Source organism: Alteromonas sp. D210916BOD_24, assembly GCF_047159385.1.
Taxonomy (GTDB): Bacteria; Pseudomonadota; Gammaproteobacteria; order Enterobacterales; family Alteromonadaceae; genus Alteromonas.
This window is the reverse complement of record NZ_AP038333.1, coordinates 2001549-2023680: the sequence shown is the minus strand read 5'-3', so window position 1 is coordinate 2023680 and position 22132 is coordinate 2001549. Positions and strand designations below refer to the sequence as shown.

The window sequence follows — 22132 nt, the reverse complement described above, 5'->3', positions numbered from 1 at the left end:
GGAAATAGTGGTTTAATGGAAAATTATAAACACTTGCATATTGGTGCAGGCGCTCTCGGTTTAGGTTTAGTGGGTTTTATCAGTAAGTTTGTCGGTTTTGAATTGGCTATTGCTAACAGGCCGGGCAAATCTTTTTATGATGTGTTAGATAAAAATCTTAGCTTTACCCTGCAAGAAACTCGCCTGCCAAATGCCACTGCGGGTAAATCGAGTAACAAACAAGATATAGCGTTTGACCATTTCTTTTTTCTCAAAAATAACGAGCCATCGGTGGCGATGCGTCAGTATTTTTTAGATCCAAACACTGTGTTACTCACTTCGGCTTTAAAGAATACCGGCATCGATGCCTTGTTAGATACGCTGGTTGCTTTAGTTCGTGAACGTCTTGCTAGTAAAATTACCACAAAGGTTTTTTTAATTGCGGCTGAAAATGCTGTTTCTTCAAAAGATCTACATAAATTAGTTCGTGGAAAACTAGGTAGTGCCCTTGAACAAGGCATGATGGATCAATTGATTATTCCAATTGACTGTGTTGTTGACCGAATTTGCAATAAACCCAGCATTAGCAACAATAACCTAATAGTAAAGTGCGAGTATTACATAGATTGGATCATTGAGGACGATCCAGAATTTACCGATATTTTGACCCAACTTAATCCTCAGTATAATGAAATGTTTACCGTTGTAGACGATATAACCCCTTATGTTAAACGTAAGAAATGGGTAGTAAACGCACTACATTTAAGTACGGCATTACTGGCACATTATTATCGTTACATTGGTCAACGGGTTGATCTATTTACGAAAGATAAGCGATTTACACCGCTGTTTTTATCGTTAACGCTTGATATTTGGATTATGTTTGCTGAAAAAGTAAAACAAGAAAGATTGCCGTTTTCAGAACAAGACATTGAAGCTTTTGTTATTGAAACCATGGTACGTATCTCTTCGCATCCTCAGTTAGTGAAAGATTCATGCACGCGCTTTAACAAAGCAACCTTATTTGAGTTTTATAGTGATTTTCACCGTAAAGTCACTGAAGCTTATTTACAAACCGTAGATAATGAGGACTTTGTGGTTATTCCTCAGTTAATAGCTATGACAACAGAACTCATTTCTCAACAGCACTTTATTCGCACTCATTAATTTGGGGGAGGTATCTTGTACCGTAAAGCCAAGGTTTATGCTGTCATTCTAGCAGGCGGGCAGGGGAGCCGTTTTGGGGACTCCGTCCCTAAACAATTTTTACCGCTAGATGATAATAATTGCTCTGCATTATCAATGATCTTAACCAGCTTCCGCCGATCTGATGTTGTAGATAACATCATTATTGTTTGCCACAACGCTTATCATGACCTTTGCCAGCATGAAGTTAATCAAGTACAAGTGTATCAATATTCTAAAAAGCCAATGGATATTGTAAATGGCGGAAAAACACGTCAACAATCAACATATAACGGGATTAAGTTAATTGATGATCCTAATGCCATTGTGCTTATCCACGATGGAGCACGTCCGTTTGTTAGCCAAGAAGTTATCCTGCAACTTGTTGAAAAAGCATTTGATTATGGAGCGGTGAACTTAGTATCGCCGAGCGTTGATACTATGGTTTCGAGTTCAGATGGTCAGCTAATGTTGGGAATAGCAGACAGGCGTCAACTTTGGCGTGGATTAACGCCACAAGCGTTCAGGTGTAACCTTTTAACCCATGCTCATCATTTAGCGAATAAGCAACAAGACCATAATGCGACTTGCGACTGTAGCTTAGTGCAAAAGTACACGAATCAGCCTGTGAGTTTGCTGGTAACCAACGAACTGTCACCTAAAATAACTTACCCTCATGATATTGAATTAATAAAAGCACTATGCTTAATTCGCGACGCTCAAGGGCAAACAAATGGAAGCTGATAATCAAGCTGGCTTTGATTCTAGTAATACACGATTTGGTGAACACAGATGGCAACTTGCGATCAAAGTTATCGATGCTTTGAACAAGTTAAACATCAACTGGATGGTTGATTCAGGCACGTTACTCGGCGTAATTAGGGATGGTGTTTTTTTACCGCACGATGACGATTTTGATATTGCAATTCAGCCACAAGGTTATCTTGGATCACAAAGCCTCAATGAAATATGCCAACGGATTGCTAAGGAATTACCTCACGTATGTTGTCGTTGTGTTACTTCATTTGCCCATACTATCGAAGTGTATTTACCTGAATATGGCAGTTACACACGAACCAACCCTTTTTATCAAGGAACTGATTTTCACCATGTAACGGTTGACTTGCAAATACAACTACCTTGGCCTTTTGATAATGAGTACATAGTGACAAATACAGGGCAAGCGATTGATAAAAGCTTGATTGAGCCTAAATCGAAAATGCGTTTTCGAGATGTCATGTTAAATATCCCTCACCAGCCAAAAGCCTATTTAAAGGAATTATATGGCTCCATAAACCCAAATGCGACTTACGATCCATTGTTGAAAAAGTGGGTGGATAAGCCATAAATGATTCTCAGACCAAGTAAAAAATCGGAGTTAAAAATCTAGAAGCTGGATGTCCGCTTAATGCCCTGAGCCACTCGTCAACCATTTTTATCCAAGCAAAGGCGAATTCCTTTCCTTTAAAACCTTCAAATACTGCGTTTCATTGTACGGAGTATTAGTTTTCCAACAGCGGTATAAAATTCTTATCCATTTGAATGCCAGTGAGCGCACTGCTTGATGATGAGAGTTTCCCTTTTTCTTTTGCTGCTCATAGTAAAGCTGCGCCCAATAGGAGTATAGAACGGATTTTGCCGACCATTCGGTAAACGTTTGACGAATAAATATCGAGCAACCCCATCGCCAGTGTACCCAAGCGGTTTTTCCGCTGCGTTCAGTTACAGGCGCAATGCCTGCATATTTTTGTACTTCTTGAGCGCTTCCAAATAGGTTTCTGTCTTCTCCAAATGCAACCAATAATCTCGGGCCCAGGCACTTTCCAACACCAGGTAAAGATTCATACAATGAGGCGTCTGGCATGTCGTGGTAGATGGCTTCTATTTCTTGCTCGAATATCTTAATCGCCGTGATAATGGGAAGCATCTGATTAGCCAGTGTTATCGCAAGCAGTTTGTTCGATTCGATGACAACACTATCGTACGTCAACGGTGTCGCACTTTTTATCGCCTCTAAACGAGGTGATACTAATTTGGCAAAACTACCGCGAGAGGTTAGGAAGCGAGAGATTGTGTCGGCTTTTGCGCGTTTAAGTTTATCCAGCGACGGCCATCGCGTAATGAATTCGACGAATAACTGCGAATCTCTGTGCGTGAACCACTCAAGAGGTTGCGGGTAATATTGCTTGAGCGCATTGATAAGCCGATTTACATATCGTTTCTTTTCATCCACTAATCGGCGACGTTCCTCGACCAAAAAGGCTAATTTTCTGATTTTATCGTCAGCCATTTTAAGCGGTGTGATTTTATCTGGATAGCGAACTAACAATTCAAGTGCGATTGACGCGTCAGTTGGATCATCCTTGGCCCCACTTGGTGATAACGCTCTACGATATCGGCACAGCATCGTCGGGTTAATTGGGAATAAGGTGACAAAAGGATACTTTTGCAAGGCATAGACGATTGGCCCCTTTGACAGCTCAAGCGCAATCGCAATTTGCCCTGGATGCTGTTGATGCAGCTTCGTAATCCACTGTTCGATAGCTTCAGCTGAATGTTTTACAACGGCTAACTCCCTTGTACCATCTGCATACTGGATACAAACATCATGCTTGGATGAAGCCCAATCTAATCCAATAAGAACGCTGAAATCATTTGTTCTAGACATAGTTACTCTCCCAACAGTTAACGTGTTGGATATGTCAGCTCAGTCTTTCGAAGAAAATATAGCGGCTATTCTAGATACAACCCCTGAGTATTCGTTTAAGACTGAGCGCACTCAGAACATCGAAAAAAAAGCGGTAAACATCGAATGTTGTTGTCTAAGATTCGTATGAACCGAGCACATATCCTAAAAACTAAATTATCGTTTATAGGATGCGAGTGACTATAGATTGTCTGAAGCAGACCGCCAAAACTCTGCAAGCCAATTACGCTTATGGTTAACACCTACCTGACATTTACTTTCATACAATGACCCGTCCTAAAATAGGTTGACGGTTTTTTTAGGCCAGCTCCATTAGCTGGCCTTTTCTATTGTGCACCTGGTTTGGTGTTCTCATATCCAAACTTAGATGCGGTCTTATTTCGTTATATATCGCTATCGATTCTCTGATGAGTATCTCTAGCTCCTCCATTGTCTTACAACGATAAAGTAAAAACTCTTGTTTTAATATTCCGTTTATTCGTTCAGCTAACGCATTTTGGTAACAATCATACCCATCTGTCATTGAAGGCTGAATGTGGTTTGAGCTTAGTGCGCGTTGATAGATCGCTGAGCAATATTGCAATCCACGGTCAGAATGATGGACTGCATTATTGATATAGCGTTTATCCCTTAGCGCCATTTTTAAGGCCTTCACAACGTTTTCTGATTTCATATCCGAGCTAAGATGATGACCCACTATCTTACGTGACCCAGCATCTGTAACCAGTGACAGATAATGTACTCCTTGGTCAGACTCCACATAAGTAATATCACTCACCAACACATGTCCTGCATGATGTAATCCCTCTTCTTTCAATAGGTTGGGGTACTTTTTCATCCAATGCTTACTGAAGGTAGTTTTCACATAACTTTTCCTAGGCTTAACCAGTAACCCCTCACTGCGTAAATACGTAAAAAATCCATCTCGCCCAAGTTTGATATCCTGCTTAATCAACTGAGGCTTTATCAATTTATAGAGCTTACGAGTGCCCAGTCGCGGCATAAACTCACGCTAATATTGCACCCATTCTCTGATGATTGATAATTCAGCTCTACGTGATTCCATACGTGACACAGCCTGATACACACTTTGTCTGGATATTCCCGAAACGCGACACGCGGCGGCTAAATTTATTTGTCTTTTTGTTTTGGCTTGCCAGACGTATCGGATAAGTACTTTTTTCTCAGGCCTGCTCCATATTCCTTGTCCATGATATCAACCATGCCGTTGAGGATTTGATTACGGAGTTTCTCGTCGGCCAACTCTCTCTCTAAGCGCTTAATCTTCTCGGCTGGCGTTTCTTTTGAACTTGGCATAAGGGTATGTTGAAAAGGTTTCGACCAGTCCAATCTACCATGCTTTCGTAGCCAGACAAAAACCGTACTTCGACCTTGGATACCGAAATGCTTTTGCGCTTGTTTGTATGTGAATTCGCCTTTTTCAACACGAGACACTACACCTAATTTAAAGGCCAATGTGTAATCACGCTGAGTGCGCTTACGATTTGATTTACTTGATGTTGTCATAAAGAAGTCCTCTTTATGTCAACGTATTTCAGGATGGGACACAAGCAATAAAAAAGCCGCTTCAAAAAGCGGCTTTCAAAAGTGCATTATGGCGCAGTGTTATGCGTCAGTTGCAGTTCTTTCAACACTTGCCGGTAGTGTCATTGGCGCCGATGCTCGTGCTGCCACTTGTGACATTACAGCCGATTTACCCGAAACTTTAAGGGTAGGGCGCGTATCGTCAGCTTTTGCGGTAAGTGCTACGTCTACAAATGCATCATTTACCGTAGCTGGCATTGCCATTGGGTGTGATGCACGACGCTGGCCTTGACCACTTGCAGCTAGGCGCCCAGTGGGCAGGCTAGTAGTCGTTTTCGACGCTTTACTTGCTTTGCTAGACGCTTCAGCAATGTCAGTTTCAGCTGCACGTTGTGGTGCTGCAGTCTTTTCTATAGCGTCGGCTTCTACAGCGTCGGCTTCAGACAAGTTAATTTCAACTTGCTCTGGCGAGTCTGACACTTTTTTAGCTTTTGGCTTTGCTGCTTTAGGCGCCTTAGCTTTTGTCGAAGTCGCTTGGTCGCCCGAAGTCGTAGAGTCATCAGATGAGGTCTGTTCTTCGGTAGACTCTTCGTCTGAAACGGCTTTTACAGGTGCGCTTTCAACCGCAGGTGCGTCTTCAACCGCTGAAGGCTTTTCACTCGCTGAAGGCTCTTCGTCCGCTGAGGGCTCTTCACTCGCTGAAGGCTCTACATCAAACTGAAGTTGGTCCTGTACCACTTCCGTCTTTGCTTTCGCTTCCGGCGCAGACGTTTGCGTTTCTAGTAGACCTGGTTCATTAGCCTGAGTCTCTTCTACAGCTGGTGTTTCAGATGTGCCTTGTGCTTCAGCAGTAACACTTGTTGCTTCTTGTGGCATCACTGTACCAGGTTGTTCAACTTGTGTTTCTGCGTTATCAACATTTGCCACCCCAGCATCATCACCGGTAGTGTCATCACTTTGCTGTGCTTCTTTCTTGCGACGTTGTCCCGCTGCGCGTACATGGCGAGGTGAACGACGTGAACGGCCACGGCCTTCGCGTTTCTGACCGTTTTCTTCATTCGCTGTGTCATTCGAATCTAACGACTCGACAGACTCTAGCGCCTGATCGGCAGTGTGGTTGCTAACTTCTTGCTTCTCGGCTACTTTACCATCGTCATTGGCAGACTCTGACTTGTCAGCAACGGGCTTGTCTTGTGACTGGCTAGCTTGCTTGTCGTTTCTTACTTCTTTTTGCGGCTTCGCTTTAGGCTCTTGAGTTGCCGTAGACGCCGATGCTACATCCTGTTCAGACTGTGTTGTTAATACTGCATCATTTTGTGCATTGTCGTCTTTCTTCACTCGCACACTGCGGCGCTTATCACGACGCTTTCTGCGCTCTGCGACTTCACGCTTCTTCTGTGCCTGCGTTTCCTGCTGCTCGCCTTCTTGACGCTCTGGCTTGGCCTTTTGCTGATCATCACGTGACTGTGGTGATTTACGTGGCTTACGGCCTTTATTATTACGCTTATCGTCTTGCTCAGCGCGTTGATCATTACGCGGTTTGCGATTATCTACTTGCTCGCCATCTTTGTTTTGATCGCGATTTTGAGATGTATTGCTACGACGATTGTTCTTATTGCGTGGCTTGCGACGGCGATCGTCGTTATTGCGGTTACGCGGATGTTTACCCTTATTGGCCGACGACTTCTTGTCCTGGCTACTCTGCGCATCATCTTCGCTGGCAAATAAGTCGCTGATCCACTTGCCGATACGGGCGAAAAGTGAAGGTACATCATCGGCTTTCGGCTTTTCTTGCTTAGGCGCAACTACTGGCGCAGCTGTTGGCGCAACCAAACCTTTTAAGGCTGGCTCTTCACGTTTTACCGGTGCTGACGTTGTGGTTTCTGTTTCAGCTTCTACCGCTGGCATTAATTCAACGTCATAGCTTGCTTCAGAGACCATATCGTCTGGACGACGACGCAGTACCTGATAATGAGGAGTTTCTAAATTGGCGTTAGGAATAAGTAGTAAATCTACCCCGTGGCGCTTTTCTAGTAGCTGAATTGACTTGCGCTTTTCGTTAAGCAAATAGGTGGCGACAGGTACAGGTAACTGTGCCTCAATTTGCCCGGTGTTTTCTTTAATGCTTTCTTCTTCAAGAATGCGAAGAATAGATAACGCCAGAGACTCTGTGCCGCGAATTGTACCGTGACCAGAACAACGTGGGCACACGTGATGCGCTGACTCACCCAAAGACGGGCGAAGACGCTGACGTGACATTTCAAGTAGGCCAAAACGAGAAATTCTACCCAGCTGAACACGTGCGCGATCGCTGCGTACTGCGTCTTTCATGCGGTTTTCTACCTCGCGCTGATGACGTACAGGGGTCATATCGATAAAGTCGATAACAACCAAGCCACCAAGGTCACGTAGGCGAAGTTGACGTGCAATTTCGTCTGCCGCTTCTAAGTTAGTGTTAAGCGCGGTTTCTTCAATATCGCCGCCTTTTGTCGCGCGAGCAGAGTTGATATCGATAGACGTTAATGCTTCTGTAGGATCGATAACAATAGAGCCACCTGACGGTAAGCGTACTTCACGCTGGAATGCTGACTCAATTTGGCTTTCAATTTGATAGTGACTAAACAAAGGCACTTCGCCGCGATATAACTTAACGCGGCTAGCGAAATCTGGGCGTACCAATTGAATATGTTGCAGTGCCTGTTCGTAAATACTGGTTTTATCAATAAGAATTTCACCAATGTCACGGCGTAGATAATCGCGGATGGCACGTACAATAACGTTACTTTCCTGATGGATAAGGAAGGGCGCTTCACGCTCTTCTGCCACGCCGGAAATGGCTTCCCAATGAGTCAGTAGTACTTTTAAGTCCCACTCCAACTCTTCGTATGACTTGCCAACACCTGCAGTACGGACAATCAGACCCATGCCATCAGGCAGGTCAAGTTTGCTTAGTGATTCTTTTAATTCGGTGCGCTCATCACCCTCGATACGGCGTGAAATACCGCCTGCACGTGGGTTGTTTGGCATAAGTACTAAATAGCTGCCCGCAAGAGACAAAAATGTGGTGAGGGCAGCGCCTTTCTGTCCGCGCTCTTCTTTATCAATTTGAACAATAACTTCCTGGCCTTCTTTGATCACATCTTTGATGTTAGGGCGGCCTTCAAACTTATAACCTTTGGGGAAGTAGGTGCGGGCAATTTCTTTAAGGGGTAGGAATCCATGGCGCTCTGCGCCGTAGTCGACAAAAGCAGCTTCAAGGCTAGGCTCTACGCGGGTAATTTTTCCTTTGTAGATATTGGCTTTCTTTTGTTCGTGTCCAGGACTTTCAATATCTAAATCGTACAACCGTTGCCCATCAACTAGGGCAACACGCAACTCTTCTTGTTGAGTTGCATTAATTAACATTCTTTTCATTGTATCTAACTCTGTTTTCGTACAGCCGTTAAGACACAAAATTAAAGTGACATGTGCAAACCCTCACCGCGCAACCTCCCGGCTGGACGGGGACCTTGTTGTAACGCCGCATTATCCTTGAAAGGGTAGCCTTATACAGACGTGAGTTTTCACGCATTTTTACAAAACACACCACACTGAATTGTCTACAACATTTTGACAATTCGTCGGCGTGTTATGGCCACAATATTCAAAGGATGTCGGGAGCGACAATACCCTTATTACTCAATTCTTCATATTCAAGTGACGTCTTTGACATCACTTGATTGTCATTTAATTCTGTTAGCTAAACGGCAAACTTATTTTATGTTCGCAAGCATGGTTTCGCTTTATTACGGCAGTGTAGTCGTTGCCTCTCTAGCGGGGTCGGTATGAAAGTAGTGTTTCATTGCTGATGCCACCGACGTTCGAACCATACTTTTTCGTTTACAAGTTAAAACAACACACTTTGTCAGAGAGTGCTGCTGTTTCGGTCTTGTTATTGTTGTTTTTAAAACGCTGCGTTTCACTGTTAAGGCAAGAGGACTCTGCGCCTGCTTTTGCCTTATTTTCATTACGTGAATTTAACCGTGCAAAAAACATCGGTAATTATCGCACCAAAATGCGCATTTTAGCAAGAAAAGCGCATTAATATTTGTCAACTATTCGGTGTCTTGTGGAAGAAAACGCCTTCTTTGTTTAAAAAAAGCGCTAAACATACAATTTTTCGTAAAATTAAACTTTCAGTATGTGGCGTACAACCCAATAGGGTATAATGCCCTTATGAAAGAAGAAGCTCCCCAAAAAGTACGTTTTGTTACGATCGAGGCTGATTTAGCAGGCCAGCGCATAGACAACTTTTTACGCACCCAGTTAAAAGGTGTGCCTAAAAGCATGATTTACCGCATTTTGCGCAAAGGCGAAGTGCGAGTGAACAAAGGCCGCGTTAAGCCAGAATACAAACTACAAGCCGACGATCTCATTAGAATTCCACCTGTTCGCGTGTCGGAAGGGGCGCCTGCACCTTCGCCAAAGCTGGAAAAGATAGCCACGTTAGAATCGCATATTTTATTTGAAGATGATCGTCTGTTAGTCATTAATAAACCGTCGGGAATGGCGGTACACGGTGGCAGTGGTTTAAGTTTTGGTTTAATTGAAGGGCTGCGCGCACTTAGGCCTGATGCTAAATTTATGGAACTGGTGCATCGGCTGGATCGCGATACCTCAGGCTGTATTCTCATTGCCAAGAAGCGCTCTGCGTTGCGGCATATGCACGAGCAACTGCGTACAGGGAAGATGGATAAGCGTTATCACGCGTTGGTAGCTGGCCAGTGGCCGCAAAATCGCTTCAAAGTTAAGGCTCCATTGCGCAAGAATATATTGCAGTCAGGGGAACGCATGGTCAGCGTCAGTGACGACGGTAAGCCGTCTGAAACCCGCTACCGCATATTGGCGAATTACCCGGGAGCCACGCTTGTAGAAGCATCGCCTATCACAGGTCGTACTCACCAAATTCGGGTTCACTGCCTCCATGCCGGTCACCCTATCGCCTGTGACCCTAAATACGGTGACAGCGAATTTGATGCGTTAATGCGCGCGAAAGGGTTAAATCGCCTGTTTTTGCATGCAAAAAGCATTTCATTGCTTCATCCCGCCACCGAAGAGCGCATAACTTTTACCGCTCCCCTGGACGATAACTTAAACGCAACGTTAAACGCCCTTTAAAAGATGACATTACAACAAGATTTAACTGCGCCAACTACGTTGGCGAAGCCCCGTTATAAAGTAGTAATTTTTGACTGGGATGGCACCTTGATGGATTCCGCTGCAAAAATTATCAATTGTATGCAAACTGCCGCTGCCCATTGTGATATGCCTATTCCCAGTGCCGATGAGGTAGGGCATATCATTGGCATCAGCTTAAAGCCGGCCATTAAGCAGTTGTTTGGCATAAGTGATGAGGGCTTAGCTGAGCGATTGGTGTTGGCGTATAAAGAAGCTTTTCTTGCCAAAGATACTACGCCTTGCCCCTTGTTTGATGGGGTGGAAGCGATGTTAGCGAATTTAACTGAAATGGGGTGCACACTGGCGGTAGCCACCGGCAAAGCAAGGCGTGGTTTAGATAGAGCGTGGAAACAGACCAATACAGGGCAATTCTTCAGTGCCTCGCGTACTGCCGATGAAGCTGAATCGAAGCCTTCTCCTGACATGTTACTACAGTTGCTAGCAGAGTTAGGTGTGAGTGCCGGTGACGCCGTGATGATTGGCGACACCACGTATGATATGCAAATGGCGAAGGCCATCGGTATGGACAGAATAGGGGTGTCATACGGCGTGCACGCTCAGGTGCATTTAGAGGCATTACACCCCAAAACTATTGTGCATTCTATTGCTGAATTAGAAACGGCGCTGTTGGCTTAGTACGTTGTTGGTTTAATTCATTGCGCCTGAAGTTGCCAATGTGAGCCCATTTTCACACGCTATATAAGTAAATGGCGCAATTTATTGGTTTGCTAGTTCGCAACAGCCATCTTAAGTAGATCTACGTTAAAATGTGTTATGAGTAAGTCGTTGAGCAACATGATAGGTAGCCCTATCAGGCTGTTGGGGTCGCGACTTTCAATGCTTTCGAACAACAACACGCCCATGCCTTCGCTTTTGAAGCTTCCTGCGCAGTCAAGGGGGCGCTCTTTTTCTACATAGGCGCGAAGTACCGCTGTGGTGTTTTGGCGAAACTGTACCCGAGTTTCTTCTACGCGAGTGACAGCGGTATCGGTAGCAGGGCGGTACACACATAGCGCAGTGTAAAACGAGACACATTGTCCCTGGCATGTACTGAGTTGTTCAACGGCCTTTTCGATTGTGCCGGGCTTGCCTAACAGCTTATCCCCAAGTGGTGTATTCACTAACGCAACCTGATCGCTGCCAATAATAATGGCAGACTTATCTATTGCTTTCAGTTGCTCTGCAACTTTTCGTGCTTTTTGTTCTGCCAAACGCACACTGAGCAATGTGGGAGACTCACCTGGCAGCGGGGTTTCATCAATATCTGGCGCACATGCCTGTACGTCAATGCCAATGTTAGCCAACAGCATTTTACGGTATTGTGATGAGGAGGCGAGTATAAGCGGCGTCACAAAATATCCTTTGTATTAAAATCAATGTGTTGCATGTTTTTGCTTGATTTTACAATGTTACAATATAACAGCTAAAGCATAACAGCCTTTTATTCAGCGAGAAAACACAATTTTGCTTTGACACAAAGGGGTTGACCCTATATCATGCGCGCCCTATGCAGAAAGTGAAACTCCCTCATTCGGTTGAACCGACTAAAAGTGCCATGAAACGCTCCGATTACCGGGGTGTGATTGCGTCTAAAGATATGGAACGATTGAGCGAGGCAGTTGTCCGATGCAATGACTATGTGGACGCAGAAGTACAGTTCGAAAAAGACGCGCAGGGTCTTACTGTCTTTCACGGCCGCTTAGCCACGCAGGTAACACTTATCTGTCAAAGGTGTAATGGTGAACTTGATTATCCCGTGGAAGCGGAATTCTGTTTTACTCCAGTGCAGGGAGACGAACAGGAAAGCGATGACATCATTCCCGAAGCTTACGAACCGGTAGAGGTCAACGACCACGGAGAAGTTAATCTGCTTCAAATTTTTGAAGACGAGCTATTATTATCATTGCCAATTGTGCCCCTTCATGCAGAGTCGGAGTGTACAGTGAAGCAAGATGATATGACGTTTGGAAAGATTGAACCGGAACAAGAGCGAGAAAACCCTTTCGCGGTTTTGAAAGAACTTAAGCGAGACCAGGAGTAAGTTATGGCAGTACAACAAAATCGTAAAACGCGTTCTAAGCGCGGTATGCGTCGCTCACACGATGCATTGACAGGCGCGACTTTGTCTGTCGATTCAACGTCGGGCGAAACTCACCGTCGTCACCACGTGACCGCTGACGGTTATTACAAAGGCAAGAAAGTAATCGGCGCTTAATACGGCGACTACATTTTGTCTAGACTAACCATCGCGTTAGATATCATGGGGGGCGATCATGGTCCCCCTGTTATCCTTCCCGCAGCCGTTAAGGCAATTCAACTTCATCCCGATGTGCGTTTCACATTATGTGGCGATGAAGAAATAATCCGCTCAGGTATTCGTTGTCTAACTGACAATGAGCGCAGCCGTGTCAATATTGTGCATTGTTCACAAGTCGTCGACATGGGCGAAGCACCTACATCCGCGCTGAGAAATAAAAAAGATTCTTCTATGCGTCGCGCTATCGAATTGGTAGAAAGTGGCGAGGCAAATGCGTGCGTGAGTGCAGGGAATACCGGCGCGTTATTAACCTTGTCTTTTTATCTGTTAAAAACCTTACCCGGTATTGATAGGCCTGCCCTTATCAATATGATGCCCACCACAAGTCATCACAATGTATTCCTGTTGGATTTAGGGGCAAATGTGAATTGCACGCCGGAAATCCTGTTTCAATATGGTGTAATGGGGTCGGTATTGGCACAGGAAGTGGCTTCTATTGCTTCTCCACGGGTAGCGCTCCTTAATGTGGGTGAAGAAGATATAAAAGGCAACGCGCAGGTAAAATCTGCCGACCAACTTTTTAGAGATGCCCCTGGTATCAATTACATTGGTTACGTTGAAGGTGATGACATCTTTACCGATCACGCTGACGTTGTCGTGACCGATGGGTTTACCGGCAACGTGGCGTTAAAGTCGAGCGAAGGCTTGGCTAAATTGGTCATCAACGAAGTCAAAAGACAGTCCAGAAAAAATTTCTATACGCGATTATTAGCTAAAATTGCGTTCCCTTTACTGAAATCTATCTATAACAGTGTGAACCCCGACCAGTATAACGGTGCGAGTCTGATAGGATTGCGCGGCATTGTTATCAAGAGTCATGGTAATGCACATTCAGACGCCTTTTATTACGCCATTGTACAGGCGATGAAAGAAGCGAAGATGCATTTGCCGGAAAAGATAAAAACAAAGATAGAAACGGTATTGTTGGAGCAGCTTTGAGCAAATATTCACGCTTTATAGGAACAGGTAGCTATTATCCCAGCGACGTGCGTACAAACGCCGATTTGGAACAAATGGTGGACACCAGTGACGAATGGATCACTGATCGCACAGGCATAAAAGAGCGCCGTATTATTGGAGCAGACGAAACCGCTGCTACCATGGGGGCCGAAGCCAGTAAAAAAGCCATCGAAATGGCAGGCATAGATCCTAAATCTATTGACATGATTGTGTGCGCGACCACCAGTGGTCGTTATGCGCTCCCCAGCACAGCATGTGAAATTCAACGCATTCTCGAATTAGACGGCATTCCTGCCTTTGATGTGGCTGCTGCGTGTGCAGGGTATTGCTACGCGCTAAGCGTTGCCGATCAGTACATTAAATCAGGCATGGCCAAGCGTATCTTGGTAGTGGGAACAGATTGCCTTAGCCGACTTATCGATCCGGCTGACAGAACGATGGTCATCTTATTTGGTGATGCTGCTGGTGCAACCATTATCGAAGCCAGTGATGAGCCTGGTATTCTCTCCACCCACATTCACGCCGCAGGGTCCTATGGAGACTTGCTGTACGTTGGTAACCCCACCCGTGGTGACGAGCAATCAGTCCACGAAAATTGGGGGGTTATGCGAGGCAACGAAGTGTTTAAAGTGGCAGTGACGAAATTGTCAGAAGTGGTTGAACAAACCCTTGCCGCCAACGGCATGGAAAAATCTGATCTTGACTGGCTAGTGCCTCACCAAGCAAACTTTAGAATTATAAAGGCCACGGCGAAGAAGCTGAATATGTCGTTAGACCAGGTAGTACTTACTCTGGAAAACTACGGTAATACCTCAGCAGCGACCGTGCCTACTGCGCTTGATACTGCTATCCGCGATGGTCGTATTCAGCGCGGACAGCATCTATTATTAGAGGCCTTTGGGGGCGGATTTGCATGGGCATCGGCGTTAGTACGCTACTAACCGGTGCATACGCCTACCTCTTTATTAAACGTGTTATCGTCTCTGGTAAATTAAAAATAATAAGGATTCGACATGACTAAGACAGCCTGTGTATTTCCTGGGCAGGGCTCACAATCTGTGGGCATGCTAAAAGAATTGGCTGAAAGCTATCCAGTAATTGAGTCGACGTTTAAAGAAGCGTCAGACGTATTGGGCTATGACCTTTGGGAATTAGTGCAAAATGATTCAGATGGCAAATTAAACGAAACCCATATCACCCAACCTGCTTTGCTCACCGCCAGTGTGGCCATTTGGCGCGTTATTCGCGAGCAAGGTATAGCTGTAGATTATCTGGCCGGTCATAGTTTGGGCGAATATTCGGCGTTGGTGTGTGGCGGTGCGATGGATTTTACCGATGCAGTTAAGCTGGTTGAAGCGCGCGGTAAGTATATGCAAGAAGCCGTACCAGCCGGTGCGGGCGCCATGTACGCCATTATAGGCTTAGATGATGCTGCAATTGCCGATATCTGTCAGCAAACTGCCATTGCAACAGGCGATGTAGTTGCGCCAGTTAACTTTAATTCGCCCGGACAAGTGGTTATAGCCGGTGAGAAAAATGCCGCGGAACAGGCTGCAAATGCGTGTAAAGAAGCAGGCGCAAAAAGAGCGCTACCCCTTGCGGTAAGCGTGCCTTCACATTGTGAATTAATGCGCCCAGCAGCAGACAAACTTGAAGATGCATTAGCGTCTTTAGCTATTCATCAACCTGCCATCAACATTGTGAATAATGTTGATGTCACCATTGAAACACAGGGCGATGCGATTAAAAACGCTTTAGTACGTCAGTTGTACTGTCCGGTACAGTGGACACGTACCGTAGAGTATCTGGCAGCTGCAGGGGTTGAACGCGTGATAGAAGTTGGGCCTGGTAAAGTGTTAACCGGCCTGAATAAACGAATTGAAAAGAGTCTTGAGTCTCTTGCCGTGAATACGCCTGAGGGTGTTGAAGCATTAAAACAATAAGGATCAGCAATGAGTCAATTAAAGGGTAAAGTTGCCCTTGTCACAGGTGCAAGTCGTGGAATAGGCAAAGCCATCGCGACACAACTTGCACAGCAAGGCGCTACTGTAATTGGTACGGCAACCAGTGAAAACGGTGCTCAGGCAATTAGCACATACCTTGGTGAGTTTGGTGGTAAAGGTATGGCACTCAACGTAACCGAAAAAGAAAATGTTGATACTGCCATTAAGGCTATCAATGAAGCGCACGGTGGCATTGATATTTTGGTTAATAATGCCGGTATTACACGTGATAATTTGCTTATGCGTATGAAAGACGATGAGTGGCAAGATATCATTGATACCAACTTAACCTCTATATTTACGCTGTCAAAAGCGGTGCTTCGCGGTATGATGAAAAAGCGCTTTGGCCGCATTGTAAACATAGGTTCAGTAGTCGGCAGTGCAGGTAATGCCGGTCAGGCAAACTACGCAGCAGCAAAAGCAGGGGTTATTGGGTTTTCAAAATCTATGGCTCGCGAAGTCGCCTCTCGTGGTATAACCATTAACGTAGTGGCACCAGGTTTTATCGACACTGATATGACAAAAGCCTTAAGCGATGACCAAAAAGAAGCCATTTTTAAAGATATTCCGGCCAATCGTTTAGGTGAACCTGATGAAATTGCCGCCACTGTTGCTTTTTTAGTGAGCGACGGTGCTGCCTATATTACAGGCGAAACCATCCACGTAAATGGTGGAATGTACATGGGGTAAATTCGCAAAAATTGCGAATTTTCCTTAGTTTGGGGTGGTATTTACCCGAACTTGGATGTAAAAATAGTATTTTACGAATTTCGAATGTCGCTGGTTTGACCAGAAAATTAGTTTAAACTGGTGCTTGCAAGGATGCACCTTGCAAAATAAACTAGCGGCACTTTTATTATCTAGTGACGTTTAAGGGAAACCTAGAATTATGAGTAACATTGAAGAACGCGTTAAGAAAATCATCGTTGAACAACTTGGCGTGAAAGAAGAAGAAGTAAAAGCAGAAGCTTCATTCGTTGACGATTTAGGCGCTGATTCACTTGACACGGTTGAGCTAGTAATGGCTTTGGAAGAAGAATTTGATACTGAAATTCCTGACGAAGAAGCAGAAAAAATTACTACTGTTCAATCAGCAATTGATTACATTAACGCGAACAAAGACGCTTAAGTCTTAAGTAGCGACAAAACGGCTCTTTTCTAGAGCCGTTTTTGTATCTCCTACCTTAGTTCCAAAGCGAGGGCTTTTTGTGACAAAACGTCGCGTAGTGGTTACTGGTCTTGGAATGCTTTCACCATTGGGTCTTAATAGCGAAGACACATGGCGCAAATTGCTCGCGGGCGAGAGCGGCATAGGTGAAATCACCCACTTTGACTGCAGTAATTATTCAACCCGATTCGCAGGTCAAATCAATGATTTTGATCCGCAGGAATACATCGAAAAGAAAGAAACCAAGAAAATGGACCGCTTTATCCAATTAGGGATTGCTGCGGGCAAGCAGGCATTAGCTGATTCTGGTTTATCGATTACTAATGAGAATGCACACCGTGTAGGTGTCTCTATCGGTTCTGGTATTGGTGGTTTAGAACAAATTGAACAAAACCACACCAAGTTAACCAATAGCGGGCCTAAGCGGGTATCGCCATTCTTCGTACCATCAACCATTACCAATATGATTTCAGGCTTTCTGTCCATCATGGAAGGGTTGAAAGGGCCAAATTTAAACGTTGTGACCGCGTGTACAACTGGGGTTCACAATATTGGTATTGCCGCAAGAACCATTGCTTACGGTGATGCAGACGCGATGCTGGCAGGCGGAGCAGAAGCCTCAATTACGCCACTTGGTATTGCCGGTTTCGCAGCCGCACGTGCATTGTCGTCTCGCAATGACAATCCACAAGCAGCCAGCCGCCCATGGGATAAAGACCGCGATGGTTTTGTTATGGGTGAAGGTGCCGGTGTAGTCATGCTCGAAGAGTATGAGTCAGCTAAAGCCCGTGGTGCGACAATTTATGCCGAACTGGTTGGTTTTGGCATGAGTGGTGATGCGTACCACATGACATCGCCACCGGAAGATGGCGAAGGCGCAGCGGCGTCAATGCAAAATGCATTATCAGATGCCAAGTTAGACGCCAGTGAAATTGGTTATGTGAATGCGCATGGTACCTCAACGCCTGCAGGTGATGTGGCAGAGGTTGCTGCTGTAAAACGCGTATTTAACGACCACGCTTACAAGTTACTGGTAAGCTCGACTAAGTCAATGACAGGACACCTGCTAGGGGCTGCTGGCTCTGTTGAAGCTATCTTTACCATTTTAGCGTTGCGCGACAAAATGGCACCGCCCACGATCAACCTGGACGAACCAGGTGAAGGGTGTGATCTGGACTTTGTGGCCAATAAAGCGAAGGCGTTTAATGAAGATTATGCGCTGTGTAATTCATTTGGTTTTGGCGGCACGAATGGGTCGTTAATTTTCAAGCGAATTTAAGCTTTTCAAACTTTAATAAAGAGGCAGTGACAGTGAAATTCCAACCTAATTGGAAACTTCATTTCACTGCCTTTCTTGTTTGCCCACAACAACTTGGTATACTTTATAAAAGTTAAAAGCGTGACAATACCGAGCAGGTGTAGAGAAGGTAGTGAAAATATTAACTGGCGATACGCCTATCTTACCTAGCGACAGGGCGTTTAATTATGGCGACGGTGTTTTTACCACGCTATGTGTAAACAGTCATGTGCCTCAATTACTTAAGATCCACCTCTCGCGCTTATTTCACGACGCTAATGCCATTGGTCTTCACGTAGATATTGATGCCATTAAACACGCCATACTTGAGGAAGTTGCTCGTAATAAACGTGCTAAAAGTGCTTACTCAAGTGCGTCAAAATACGTACTCAAAGTGCATATTTCAGCGGGGGAGGCAGGCCGTGGCTACGGTCGCAGTGCCACGTATCCACCTTTGGCAAGGATTAGCTGTCATGCTTACCCCACCCATTATGAAGCATTGGCTCAGAAGGGATTGACGCTAATGTGCGCAGATACCCGTCTGGCTATTCAACCACTGCTGGCAGGTGTCAAACACCTCAATCGCTTAGAGCAAGTACTCATCAAACGAGAGATTGAAAAAGCAGAGGTGGACGATGCAATTGTCTGCGACACCAATGATAAATTGGTCGAATCCAGTGCTGGAAACCTTTTTATTTACACTGAAAGTGCCTGGTATACGCCTTCGCTAAAAGGCAGTGGGGTGAATGGCGTTGTACGCCAATGCCTGGTCGATAGCTTGTTTGACGAAAATGCAGAAGTGCATGTGGGCGAGTACCCGTTAGCATTATTATACAGTGCGGATGCCGTGGTTATTACCAATGCGCTGATGGGAGTCATGCCCGTCAGTCGTATACTTTTCCCTAATGATAGAGAGAGGGAATATCCCATTAATGCTGACGCAATCACTCATCTTCAGTCGCTATTGCACGCCCAATACATAATAGAGCGCGACGAAATATCAGAAAATCGCTAAACCTTTAGCGTTCAGAACAGTCACTGAAAATCCTACATTTGGCTTAACGCAAAAACCGAGAATAAGAGATAAAATGGATTTATTGAACAATAAGAAAAGCGAAGGGCAAAAATGAGACGTTTCCTATTGGGATTGCTTTTTCTTAGCATAATTGTCGCGGTAACGTTGGTGTCAGGCATTTTTTACCTGTCGAATAGAGTAAGCGCACCGCTCACACTAAAAACTGATACGTTAGTTACCATAGAAAGTGGCAGTAATGCGTATCGCACGGTTAAATTCCTGCGCAATGAAGGATACAGCCAGATTAGCCCACTTGAAGCTAAATTGTGGCTTAAGTTCTTTGCAGGTAATACGTCGGTTAAGTCAGGTACCTATCAACTTTCACCGGGTGATACGCTGGTCGATGCGTTTCGAATATTTACCCAAGGCGAAGAATATTTGTTTGCGGTTAGTCTGGTTGAGGGGTTAACCCTTGCACAGTGGATTAGTGAACTTAACTATCATCCTGAGATAAATTTTGATCTCAATGACGATGTGCTTAAGCGCACTATACAACAAAGCTTACTTAATAATGGGGTGAACTGGTGTTGTGAGGACGTGCAGCACGCTGAAGGATTGTTCCTTGCTGATACCTATTTTTTCACAAGAGGCACCAAGGCCAGTGAAATTTTAGCACGTGCGCATCGCGCGCTGGTGTCGTTTGTCTCAGCGAGTTGGGATGAACGGGCAGTGGATTTACCGTTAACCAGTCCTTATGAGGCGTTGATCCTAGCCAGTATTATTGAGAAAGAAACCGCAGTGGCCAGTGAGCGGGACCTTATTGCCGGGGTATTCACAAATAGACTAAACAAAAATATGCGGCTACAAACCGACCCTACTGTGATTTATGGTATTGGTCCGACGTTTGATGGCAATATAACTCGGGCGCATCTTCGCACACCGACGCCTTACAATACCTATATGATTAAGGGGTTACCTCCGACGCCAATAGCGATGGCGGGGAAAGCCGCGATAGAAGCAGCGTTGCATCCGATGGATACCGAGGCACTGTACTTTGTCGCCAGAGGTGACGGAAGTCATGAATTTTCGACAACACTGGAAGCACACAACGCAGCTGTGCGAAAATACCAGCTTAAACGCTAAGGCTAAGCGCGCCATAGCGTGAATTAGTCTTCATAACATTGAGATCGATATAGAATAATGCGCGGAAAGTTTATTGTAGTAGAAGGCCTGGAAGGGGCAGGAAAAAGTTCTGTAATCGGCCTAATTGTTAAGTCTTTAGTTGCCGCTGGTAAGCGTGTAGAACAAACCCGTGAGCCCGGGGGAACACCCATGGCAGAAGCGATCAGAGAATGTGTAAAGCACGACTGGCAAGAAACCGTCAGTGAAGAAACAGAGCTATTACTGATGTATGCGGCTCGAGTTCAGCTTTTGACGAACAAAATTTTACCCTCGTTAGAATCTGGCGCGTGGGTGGTGGGGGATCGCCATGACTTATCGTCTCAAGCCTATCAGGGTGGGGGACGTGGTGTGAGCCAAGATACCATGTCAGCTATCAGTGACATTGCACTAAAAGGTTTTAAACCCGATTTAACCTTATACCTTGATGTTGAACCCGCCGTAGGGTTAGAGCGCGCCCGTGGACGGGGTGAGCTTGATAGAATTGAACAGGCTGGATTGGCGTTTTTCGAGCGTACTCGGGCTCGCTATCTGGAATTGGCCGACAATGATGACAGCATTAAAGTGATCAATGCCATGCAGCCAATGGAAGACGTGCACAGCGATGTGGTGACAGTGATCAACCAATACCTAAAAGTCACAGCAGCATCTTCAGTGAGTATGGGTTAATGTTACCTTGGTTTGAATCCTTGTATGCGCAGTTAATTTCGCGCTATTTATCCAAAAAGCTTCATCACGGTTTGTTGTTCAGTGGGGCAAAAGGTATTGGTAAATACTCTCTGGCACTTGCGTTAAGCAATACTTTGCTGTGTAAGCAACCCTCATCACAAGGGCCTTGTGAACAATGCCAGAGCTGTCGCCTGCGACTGGCTGGCAATCACCCTGATTTTCACATATTAGAAAGTGAAAAGCAGTTAGGCGTGGATAAAATTCGCGAAGGCATTGCTAAACTAGCAGGTACGGCGCAGATGGGAGGCAATAAAGTATTACTCTTGCCTCAGGCTGACAGCATGACCGAAGCGGCAGCGAACGCGTTGTTGAAAACGTTGGAAGAGCCCACAAATAATACCTTTCTGATCCTTATAACTGACCGTATTAACAAGTTAATGCCGACTATTTTAAGTCGTTGTGAGAAGCATGCCTTACCACTGCCATCGGTAAGTGACAGTTTGAACTACTTAACGCGCAATGGCGTAGAAGAAGCCAGTGAGTCTCTGCTAGCAGCATATGGGCATGCGCCACTACGGGTGGAAGAAGCATTGCGGGGTGAGGATGAGTTAACATACCGAACTTTTGTTGAGGGCATGCAAGCCCTTTTAGCCGGTGATGTTGATAGCCAACCTTATACGTTGGCAAACAAGTGGCAAGACAATGCGTCTCAGGTTGCATCGTGGTGTCAGAAAATGGCTCACGATGATTATGTGAAATTGCAGCAACCACGTGATTATAGCAGGTATAAGGCAAGTATTGAGGCAGTCAAAACGCTGCAGCACGCAGGAGTTAATAAATCCATGGTGTTATTTGGTTTGCTAAAACAGTTTCAGCACTAGTGAGCTTCGC

20 protein-coding genes and 1 pseudogene are annotated in these 22132 nt (G+C 45.2%); 17 read left to right on the top strand and 4 right to left on the bottom strand.

What is annotated here, in order from left to right; translation table 11 throughout:
* Window positions 1–15 precede the first annotated feature (15 nt).
* From ACMCM8_RS08765 to ACMCM8_RS08755, 3 genes are read left to right on the top strand one after another with little or no spacing between them, the layout of a single operon-like run.
* The gene (locus ACMCM8_RS08765) at window positions 16–1146 is read left to right on the top strand and encodes a hypothetical protein (protein WP_412727466.1); all 1131 of its coding nucleotides are present in this window, start codon (window positions 16–18) and stop codon (window positions 1144–1146) included.
* Window positions 1147–1161: 15 nt separating this feature from the next.
* Window positions 1162–1908, top strand: a complete 747-nt coding sequence (locus ACMCM8_RS08760) for an IspD/TarI family cytidylyltransferase (protein WP_412727464.1) — start codon at window positions 1162–1164, stop codon at window positions 1906–1908.
* Window positions 1898–2512: a LicD family protein gene (locus tag ACMCM8_RS08755; protein ID WP_412727462.1), complete on the top strand. Its 615-nt coding sequence runs from the start codon at window positions 1898–1900 to the stop codon at window positions 2510–2512. Before ACMCM8_RS08760 ends, ACMCM8_RS08755 begins: the two co-directional genes overlap by 11 nt.
* Window positions 2513–2599: 87 nt before the next feature.
* Here the strand turns inward: ACMCM8_RS08755 and ACMCM8_RS08750 are convergent, their stop codons facing one another.
* From ACMCM8_RS08750 to rne, 3 genes and pseudogenes are all read right to left on the bottom strand, one after another.
* Window positions 2600–3832 carry an IS110 family transposase gene (locus ACMCM8_RS08750; RefSeq protein ID WP_412727460.1) on the bottom strand — a complete coding sequence of 411 codons (1233 nt, stop codon included), beginning with the start codon at window positions 3830–3832 and terminating at the stop codon, window positions 2600–2602.
* 337 nt (window positions 3833–4169) lie between these two features.
* Window positions 4170–5398: pseudogene (locus ACMCM8_RS08745) on the bottom strand (IS3 family transposase).
* 99 nt (window positions 5399–5497) lie between these two features.
* Window positions 5498–8830: a ribonuclease E gene (rne, locus tag ACMCM8_RS08740; protein ID WP_412727458.1), complete on the bottom strand. Its 3333-nt coding sequence runs from the start codon at window positions 8828–8830 to the stop codon at window positions 5498–5500.
* 801 nt (window positions 8831–9631) lie between these two features.
* Between rne and rluC the strand changes: the two genes are divergently transcribed.
* Together rluC and ACMCM8_RS08730 are read left to right on the top strand one after the other, a co-directional pair.
* Window positions 9632–10573, top strand: a complete 942-nt coding sequence (rluC, locus tag ACMCM8_RS08735) for a 23S rRNA pseudouridine(955/2504/2580) synthase RluC (RefSeq protein ID WP_412727456.1) — start codon at window positions 9632–9634, stop codon at window positions 10571–10573.
* Between the two features lie 3 nt (window positions 10574–10576).
* Window positions 10577–11269 (top strand): HAD family hydrolase, encoded by a 693-nt coding sequence (locus ACMCM8_RS08730; RefSeq protein WP_412727454.1) that lies wholly within the window; start codon window positions 10577–10579, stop codon window positions 11267–11269.
* Between the two features lie 92 nt (window positions 11270–11361).
* On the opposite strand, the gene ACMCM8_RS08725 is transcribed toward ACMCM8_RS08730, so the two are convergent.
* Window positions 11362–11985 carry a Maf family protein gene (locus ACMCM8_RS08725; protein WP_412727452.1) on the bottom strand — a complete coding sequence of 208 codons (624 nt, stop codon included), beginning with the start codon at window positions 11983–11985 and terminating at the stop codon, window positions 11362–11364.
* Window positions 11986–12140: 155 nt separating this feature from the next.
* Here ACMCM8_RS08725 and yceD point away from each other — a divergent pair, with 155 nt between their 5' ends.
* The 12 genes from yceD (at window position 12141) to holB (ending at window position 22122) form a co-directional block, all read left to right on the top strand.
* On the top strand, window positions 12141–12674 hold the full coding sequence (gene yceD, locus ACMCM8_RS08720; RefSeq protein ID WP_412727660.1) for a 23S rRNA accumulation protein YceD: 534 nt from the start codon (window positions 12141–12143) through the stop codon (window positions 12672–12674).
* A gap of 3 nt (window positions 12675–12677) precedes the next feature.
* On the top strand, window positions 12678–12848 hold the full coding sequence (gene rpmF, locus ACMCM8_RS08715; protein WP_012518206.1) for a 50S ribosomal protein L32: 171 nt from the start codon (window positions 12678–12680) through the stop codon (window positions 12846–12848).
* A 15-nt stretch (window positions 12849–12863) separates the two neighbouring features.
* A complete protein-coding gene (plsX, locus tag ACMCM8_RS08710) occupies window positions 12864–13889 on the top strand; it encodes a phosphate acyltransferase PlsX (RefSeq protein WP_412727450.1) in 1026 nt (341 codons plus the stop codon).
* Window positions 13886–14851, top strand: a complete 966-nt coding sequence (locus tag ACMCM8_RS08705; protein ID WP_412727448.1) for a beta-ketoacyl-ACP synthase III — start codon at window positions 13886–13888, stop codon at window positions 14849–14851. The genes plsX and ACMCM8_RS08705 overlap by 4 nt, the downstream gene beginning before the upstream one ends.
* Before the next feature lie 72 nt (window positions 14852–14923).
* Window positions 14924–15853, top strand: a complete 930-nt coding sequence (gene fabD / locus ACMCM8_RS08700) for an ACP S-malonyltransferase (protein WP_412727446.1) — start codon at window positions 14924–14926, stop codon at window positions 15851–15853.
* Between the two features lie 9 nt (window positions 15854–15862).
* Window positions 15863–16603 (top strand): 3-oxoacyl-ACP reductase FabG, encoded by a 741-nt coding sequence (gene fabG, locus ACMCM8_RS08695; RefSeq protein ID WP_412727444.1) that lies wholly within the window; start codon window positions 15863–15865, stop codon window positions 16601–16603.
* Between the two features lie 199 nt (window positions 16604–16802).
* A complete protein-coding gene (gene acpP / locus ACMCM8_RS08690) occupies window positions 16803–17042 on the top strand; it encodes an acyl carrier protein (RefSeq protein ID WP_012518211.1) in 240 nt (79 codons plus the stop codon).
* Window positions 17043–17121: 79 nt separating this feature from the next.
* Complete coding sequence (gene fabF / locus ACMCM8_RS08685) at window positions 17122–18360, top strand: beta-ketoacyl-ACP synthase II (protein WP_412727442.1); 1239 nt, start codon at window positions 17122–17124, stop codon at window positions 18358–18360.
* A gap of 151 nt (window positions 18361–18511) precedes the next feature.
* On the top strand, window positions 18512–19393 hold the full coding sequence (gene pabC, locus ACMCM8_RS08680; protein WP_412727440.1) for an aminodeoxychorismate lyase: 882 nt from the start codon (window positions 18512–18514) through the stop codon (window positions 19391–19393).
* 111 nt (window positions 19394–19504) lie between these two features.
* A complete protein-coding gene (mltG, locus tag ACMCM8_RS08675; RefSeq protein WP_412727438.1) occupies window positions 19505–20536 on the top strand; it encodes an endolytic transglycosylase MltG in 1032 nt (343 codons plus the stop codon).
* Window positions 20537–20593: 57 nt separating this feature from the next.
* Entirely contained in the window at window positions 20594–21241 is a 648-nt protein-coding gene (gene tmk, locus ACMCM8_RS08670) for a dTMP kinase (protein WP_412727436.1), read from the top strand.
* On the top strand, window positions 21241–22122 hold the full coding sequence (holB, locus tag ACMCM8_RS08665) for a DNA polymerase III subunit delta' (protein ID WP_412727434.1): 882 nt from the start codon (window positions 21241–21243) through the stop codon (window positions 22120–22122). Before tmk ends, holB begins: the two co-directional genes overlap by 1 nt.
* Window positions 22123–22132 lie beyond the last annotated feature (10 nt).

Excerpts from the sequence above, each read along its gene's own strand:
- acpP (WP_012518211.1), top strand. The coding sequence starts at position 16,803 with ATGAGTAACATTGAAGAACGCGTTAAGAAAATCATCGTTGAACAACTT.
- rne (WP_412727458.1), bottom strand. The coding sequence starts at position 8,830 with ATGAAAAGAATGTTAATTAATGCAACTCAACAAGAAGAGTTGCGTGTT.
- ACMCM8_RS08765 (WP_412727466.1), top strand. The coding sequence starts at position 16 with ATGGAAAATTATAAACACTTGCATATTGGTGCAGGCGCTCTCGGTTTA.
- rpmF (WP_012518206.1), top strand. The coding sequence starts at position 12,678 with ATGGCAGTACAACAAAATCGTAAAACGCGTTCTAAGCGCGGTATGCGT.
- yceD (WP_412727660.1), top strand. The coding sequence starts at position 12,141 with ATGCAGAAAGTGAAACTCCCTCATTCGGTTGAACCGACTAAAAGTGCC.
- ACMCM8_RS08730 (WP_412727454.1), top strand. The coding sequence starts at position 10,577 with ATGACATTACAACAAGATTTAACTGCGCCAACTACGTTGGCGAAGCCC.
- ACMCM8_RS08755 (WP_412727462.1), top strand. The coding sequence starts at position 1,898 with ATGGAAGCTGATAATCAAGCTGGCTTTGATTCTAGTAATACACGATTT.
- holB (WP_412727434.1), top strand. The coding sequence starts at position 21,241 with ATGTTACCTTGGTTTGAATCCTTGTATGCGCAGTTAATTTCGCGCTAT.
- ACMCM8_RS08750 (WP_412727460.1), bottom strand. The coding sequence starts at position 3,832 with ATGTCTAGAACAAATGATTTCAGCGTTCTTATTGGATTAGATTGGGCT.
- rluC (WP_412727456.1), top strand. The coding sequence starts at position 9,632 with ATGAAAGAAGAAGCTCCCCAAAAAGTACGTTTTGTTACGATCGAGGCT.
- mltG (WP_412727438.1), top strand. The coding sequence starts at position 19,505 with ATGAGACGTTTCCTATTGGGATTGCTTTTTCTTAGCATAATTGTCGCG.
- tmk (WP_412727436.1), top strand. The coding sequence starts at position 20,594 with ATGCGCGGAAAGTTTATTGTAGTAGAAGGCCTGGAAGGGGCAGGAAAA.
- fabD (WP_412727446.1), top strand. The coding sequence starts at position 14,924 with ATGACTAAGACAGCCTGTGTATTTCCTGGGCAGGGCTCACAATCTGTG.
- fabG (WP_412727444.1), top strand. The coding sequence starts at position 15,863 with ATGAGTCAATTAAAGGGTAAAGTTGCCCTTGTCACAGGTGCAAGTCGT.